The 5,158-nt window shown below is 58.7% G+C and carries 6 protein-coding genes and 2 pseudogenes; 4 read left to right on the plus strand and 4 right to left on the minus strand.

Going from position 1 to position 5,158, the window contains the following annotated elements; genetic code table 11:
• Positions 1–296 precede the first annotated feature (296 nt).
• Positions 297–920 (plus strand): recombinase family protein, encoded by a 624-nt coding sequence (locus tag RS027_RS13305; RefSeq protein ID WP_446497140.1) that lies wholly within the window; start codon positions 297–299, stop codon positions 918–920.
• 54 nt (positions 921–974) lie between these two features.
• Here the strand turns inward: RS027_RS13305 and RS027_RS13310 are convergent.
• The 3 genes and pseudogenes from RS027_RS13310 to glnK form a co-directional block, all read right to left on the minus strand.
• Positions 975–1,082, minus strand: a pseudogene (locus RS027_RS13310) (group II intron maturase-specific domain-containing protein); the annotation flags it as partial.
• A 345-nt stretch (positions 1,083–1,427) separates the two neighbouring features.
• Positions 1,428–1,856 (minus strand): host attachment protein, encoded by a 429-nt coding sequence (locus RS027_RS13315; RefSeq protein WP_311957705.1) that lies wholly within the window; start codon positions 1,854–1,856, stop codon positions 1,428–1,430.
• Positions 1,857–1,969: 113 nt separating this feature from the next.
• Positions 1,970–2,308 (minus strand): P-II family nitrogen regulator, encoded by a 339-nt coding sequence (gene glnK / locus RS027_RS13320; protein ID WP_311957709.1) that lies wholly within the window; start codon positions 2,306–2,308, stop codon positions 1,970–1,972.
• Between the two features lie 211 nt (positions 2,309–2,519).
• Between glnK and RS027_RS13325 the strand changes: the two genes are divergently transcribed.
• The gene (locus RS027_RS13325) at positions 2,520–2,861 is read left to right on the plus strand and encodes an accessory factor UbiK family protein (RefSeq protein WP_311957711.1); all 342 of its coding nucleotides are present in this window, start codon (positions 2,520–2,522) and stop codon (positions 2,859–2,861) included.
• 84 nt (positions 2,862–2,945) lie between these two features.
• Positions 2,946–3,596: pseudogene (locus RS027_RS13330) on the plus strand (magnesium chelatase domain-containing protein); the annotation flags it as partial.
• Positions 3,597–3,752: 156 nt separating this feature from the next.
• On the opposite strand, the gene RS027_RS13335 reads toward RS027_RS13330, so the two are convergent.
• On the minus strand, positions 3,753–3,998 hold the full coding sequence (locus RS027_RS13335) for a hypothetical protein (protein ID WP_311957712.1): 246 nt from the start codon (positions 3,996–3,998) through the stop codon (positions 3,753–3,755).
• 224 nt (positions 3,999–4,222) lie between these two features.
• On the opposite strand from RS027_RS13335, the gene RS027_RS13340 reads away from it, so the two are divergent.
• Complete coding sequence (locus tag RS027_RS13340) at positions 4,223–4,792, plus strand: recombinase family protein (protein WP_311957719.1); 570 nt, start codon at positions 4,223–4,225, stop codon at positions 4,790–4,792.
• Positions 4,793–5,158: the final 366 nt, after the last annotated feature.

The following is a 5,158-nucleotide window of genomic DNA, read 5'->3' on the forward strand; positions in this document are numbered from 1 at the left end:
CTTTCAGAAAATCAAGAAGTTCCGGCGGTTATCTACACGCTATGAGCGACTGGCAAGAAACTACCAGTCACTCCTCTGCCTCGTGTCAGCCGCCATATGGCTGGCCTAATTGTTAACGCCCCCCTAGTTCATCACCGATGTCTGTCAAGCTTTGACACCAGCCTCCAAGGCCTTCTGGGGGCTGGTTTTCCGTAAGGAAATCGCTTCAACCTTGCTATGCAAAAAAAACGGGATCTTCCCTGCTCCAGCCTCGTGATTGGCTATGCGCGGGTCTCGATGGCGGAGCAGGAACCGCGTTGCAGACCGATGCGCTTCGCAAGGCGGGGTGCGAGCGAATCTTCGATGACACTGCTTCCGGGGCCAAGGCGGAACGACCGGGGCTGATGGCAGCCCTGGCGTTCCTTCGCGATGGGGATGTACTGGTCGTGTGGCGACTGGACCGGCTGGGACGTTCGCTGCCGCATCTGGTCGAGGTGGTTAGCACCTTGGAGGCGCGTGGTGTTAGGTTCCGGTCGCTGACCGAAACCATCGATATCACCACGCCCGGTGGGCGGCCTATCTTCCATGTGTTCGGTGCCTTGGGGCAGTTCGAGCGCGACCTGATCCGTGGTCGCACCAAAGTGGGGCTGGCTGCTGCCGCCGCTCGTGGGCGCAAAAGAGGGCGCGAGCCTGTCGTCACCGACGACAAGCTGAAGCGGGCAAGGGAGCACCTGGCCAATGGGCTGAACGTCCGCGAGTCCGCCGCATGGTTCAAGGTTAGCAAGACGGCCCTCTACGCCGCCTTGAAGGCTAGCCAGCCCGATTCCCCAGACCGAAGTGCAATCACTCCTGACACTCCGTGCGGTCGCCTTCTGAAAATGACATCCGGCGGCATATTCCTTGACAACTACCGACCAGGGACCTCGTCCATTCCCCGCTGACTTCCAGGCACGTTGGCTACCCAGACCCAGCGCCAGAAGCTTGCGGCGCCGAGTTTTCGGACGTTTCCATTGCCGCCAGATCACGCAACGCAGTCGGCGACGTATCCAGCTATCCAGCGCTTCCAAGGGGCGCTTCACGTCGACGAGACTGAAGTAGCTGGCCCAGCCCGATAGCTATTGGGCTTCGAGTCTCATTGCCCTCTCGCCCAGATGTGGCTGCCTCATATACGACTCCTGTTCGTCGGCCGGGAGTTTGCCTTCAGCTTCCTTCAGATTCCGCCTCGCGGCGGACACCCTTGCTGTTCGGCTAGCGGTTCCCGCTATCAGGGTCCGCAGGGGACTTTCACCCCCAAGTCATCCCGAGGCACCACCCTCGGGAACAGCACCTATCGGTGCTACGCGCCATGCCTGGCGCACAATAAAAGCGCCGCGCGGAATGCCCGCGCGGCGCTTGCGTTAGCTGACCGTCAATAAGAGCAAGAGGACAGCCTATCTATACATGAGCGTTTAACGAAGTTCGCTCACGGCCTCTTGAATCTCTTCCACGGCGGCCTTGCTGAAGTTTTTGGTCAGGGTGTGGATCACAAGCTTTTGCGTCGAAGCATCGAGCTTTTCGCGCAGCAGCCCCAAAAACTTGGCCGGGGCAACGATAATCAGCTTGTCCATGCTGTTGTCGATACGTGCCGTATACAGACGGTCGGCCACCTGTTTGGCAAACACTTCCCTGGCATTATCCAGCGCCGAGCCTTCATCCGACGAGCGCGCCGTGCTTGACGCCGACTCGTGCACCGAGGCGCCGGGGCTGTCGGTAACCAGATCGCCCTCGTGCAGCCGCCCTTCGGCATTCACCAGGTTTTCCTGTTCAGCGAGCTTCAGCGCATCGCGGGTAAAAATGCGCGCACGCGCGGCGTCGGCTACCACGATATAGGTTGTCATCGTTGCACTTCCTCCTGTTCAACGGCGGGCCTCGACCCGGAACCTGCTGGTACTACCTCTTTACCATGGCAAGCGCCCCGAAGCAGGTCAACATTGCCCCTTACCGGAGACGCTCACACCGCATCCTTGCCGGTCTCACCGGTACGGATGCGGATCACCTGTTCCAGCGGCATGACAAAAATCTTGCCGTCGCCAATCTTGCCGGTATTAGCCACCTGGGTAATGGCTTCGATGACCTGTTCGGTAAGATCGTCATCCACGGCCACCTCAATTTTCACCTTGGGCAGAAAGTCCACTACGTATTCGGCGCCGCGATACAGCTCGGTATGGCCTTTCTGACGCCCGAAGCCCTTGACCTCGGTGACGGTAATGCCTTGCACGCCGATATCGGAGAGCGACTCGCGCACGTCATCAAGCTTGAACGGCTTGATAATCGCAGAAATCAGTTTCATGGCAGTATCCTTCAACGTAACGCTGGATAGGTAGAACGCACGAGGCACGGTTACCCCGGCGGCAAATTACGCTTAAGCATACACTGCAACCGGACACGAAGAAAAAATGCCGCCAAGGCAAGCATCAGGGGTTTTCTGCATGCGTATTGGCGATGGGTTGCGTATCCTGCTGAGAGATACACTGTTATTTTGGGACATCAAGGAGAATGCCATGGCCGCTCAAGACCGCATCAGCCAGCTTGCCCAACAAATCGGCGACCGCCTGCAGAATGCCTCCCAGGCGCCTGAAGATATCCACAAAGGCGTGCAGCAGGCGGTACGCGGCGCCTTCGATCGCCTGGAGCTGGTGTCCCGCGAGGATTTCGACATCCTCATGGACGTGCTCCAACGCACCCGCGCCCGGGTAGAAGCGCTGGAAAGCCAGGTCGCCGCGCTGGAAGCCGCCGTTGACCCCGACGCCAAGCGCGAAAGCGCCGCGGAAGACCGGGAAACAACCGGCACCTTTCCCCGGGCCGACGACGGCCCGGCAGCAGGCAGCGATCGCCAGGCGTAGGCCCGCACTACCCTACGTCATCGCGGCAAGCGCGAGCGTAGGACAAATCGTTTAGCCATCACCTGCCACCAGCGAGGGCACGCCATGACGCTTGCGATTGTTGCCACCCGGGCGGGGTTGGGGCTTGAAGCGCCGCCGGTTCAGGTGGAGGTCCACCTGGCCAACGGCCTGCCGGGGCTGACGCTGGTGGGCCTGCCCGAGGCGGCGGTAAAGGAAAGCCGCGAACGGGTGCGTAGCGCGCTGGTCAACGCCGGCTTTGACTTTCCCAACACCCGGCGCATTACCCTCAACCTGGCCCCGGCGGACTTGCCCAAGGAAGGCGGGCGTTTTGACCTCCCTATCGCGCTGGGGATTTTGGCCGCCTCCGGCCAGCTGCCGGCGGAGTCCCTTGAAGGCATGGAGTGCGCAGGCGAATTAGCGCTGGACGGCAAGCTGCGCGCCGTGCCCGGCGTCTTGCCCCTTGCCCTTGCCACCAGGGCCGCCGGGAACCGGCTGATTATTCCCCGTGAATGCGCCGATGAAGCGGCCCTTGCCGGACAGGACTTAACCGTGCTGCCCGCCGGCTCGCTATGGGAAGTTGTCGCCCACCTGCTCGACCAGGAGCGTATTGCGCCGCACCGGCTATCGGCGCCGCCCGTCGCCACTGAGCCCCTGGCTGACCTCGCCGACGTGCGCGGCCAGCAGCAGGCCCGGCGGGCGCTGGAAGTCGCCGCGGCCGGCGGTCACAATCTACTAACGTCATAGATTTGGAGACCTACTAAAAAGCGCACTGAAATCGAATGGTTGGCTTGAGTTGGTCAAGATAGGTGATGGGCAGGCCCGCTACTACGTATGTGCGTAGAAGGTTGCTGGTAGAGCGGGCCTAAAGATTAGGTTTGAACTAACAATTTCCTAGCCAAACAGCGTGACTACTATTCCGTAGATACCGACAAGGCTCATTCCGATAGTTCCAAAAATGTTTACTAATGGAATGCCAGTCATTACAACCGCTGCGATGCCAGCCTTCCACCATTCCCAATCAAACAGAAACATGAAGCCATAAATCGACAACGGCAGTTGAAAGATAAGAAGCGCGAAGAACGCTCCACCAGCTATTGAATCTAAGGCATTCTTCATTGAGTTTTTGCTTAATGACATTTGTCTGATCCTATTTGCATGCGTGACAGTCAAGGCGGGATGGTTTGTACAATAAATGCTTGGCTATGTCGACTTAGTACCTTTATCTATGATGGCTCGTAAGGTGTACCCTGTGAGCCATGCGGAAGGTTGGTGCCTAGGGTGGCTCATTGCTGTTGACATCCCGTGAGCTAAGCCCTAAATTATGAGCCATATATATTGAGCCATCTAGAAGGAAGGAAGCCATGGCCTGTATCGCTTACACCAGGGTCAGCACCGAAGACCAGTCAACCGGCACTCAGAGAGCCAGCATTGAGGAACGCCACAAGGTGGATCGCTGGTTCACCGATGAAGCCACCTCAGGGGCCATCAAGGCGAAGGACAGGAAGGGGCTCAGTGAGCTACTGAGCTATGTCCGAGAGGGCGATACCGTCATCGTGTACGCCATCGACCGATTGGGCCGGAATACCATTGACGTTCTAGAGACTGTGGATGCCCTCAAGGCGAAGGGGGTAGCTGTCCTATCTCTCCGTGAGGGCTTCGACATGAGTACGCCGATGGGCAAGGCCATGCTCACTATGCTTTCAGCGATGGCTGAGCTAGAGCGTTCCAACATCAAGGAACGCCAGATGCAGGGCATCAAGAGAGCCAAGGCAGAGGGGAAGGCTCTCGGCAGGGAGAAGGTCATCAATGACAGCGAGGTAGCCCTGTGGCGTCAGGAGAACAGCGCCAGCATCAAGTCTACAGCTATGCACTTCGGTATCTCTCCGGCATCGGTCAAGCGAGCCTGTCAAGCAGTCAAGCAGGCCAGCTAGGAGGGATAGTCACCGGGGTAGGGGATAGCCCTCCTGTCTTTCAGATAGCCCTGTGCGCCTCTCTAAGCCGCGTTCGTGCTCGGCATGGCCTACGGGGCATCTGTGGCTGTTCAAGCTCTCAGGGAGCCTGTGCGGGCGTTCTGGGCGATGCCGGTTAACCCGGACTATAGGAGAGGTGCAGGAAGGCCATGCCGTTGCATGGGTTTCCGCCCACTATAGAAGCGATGGTGACTCAGGGGCTGCCCCTAGGGTGTGTTAACAATCATTAGTTTCGTTTAAACTGATTTAGTATTCATAGATTTTGGTGGGCCATGAGTCGGTTGAAGTTACGCGATGATCAGTGGGAGCGAATCGAGCACCTGCTCC

The organism is Halomonas garicola (assembly GCF_031935715.1).
Taxonomy (GTDB): domain Bacteria; phylum Pseudomonadota; class Gammaproteobacteria; order Pseudomonadales; family Halomonadaceae; genus Vreelandella; species Vreelandella garicola.

Bases quoted from the DNA above. Each gene is read 5' to 3' on its own strand.
- RS027_RS13315 (WP_311957705.1), bottom strand. From the start codon at position 1,856: ATGACAACCTATATCGTGGTAGCCGACGCCGCGCGTGCGCGCATTTTT.
- glnK (WP_311957709.1), bottom strand. From the start codon at position 2,308: ATGAAACTGATTTCTGCGATTATCAAGCCGTTCAAGCTTGATGACGTG.
- RS027_RS13325 (WP_311957711.1), top strand. From the start codon at position 2,520: ATGGCCGCTCAAGACCGCATCAGCCAGCTTGCCCAACAAATCGGCGAC.
- RS027_RS13335 (WP_311957712.1), bottom strand. From the start codon at position 3,998: ATGTCATTAAGCAAAAACTCAATGAAGAATGCCTTAGATTCAATAGCT.
- RS027_RS13340 (WP_311957719.1), top strand. From the start codon at position 4,223: ATGGCCTGTATCGCTTACACCAGGGTCAGCACCGAAGACCAGTCAACC.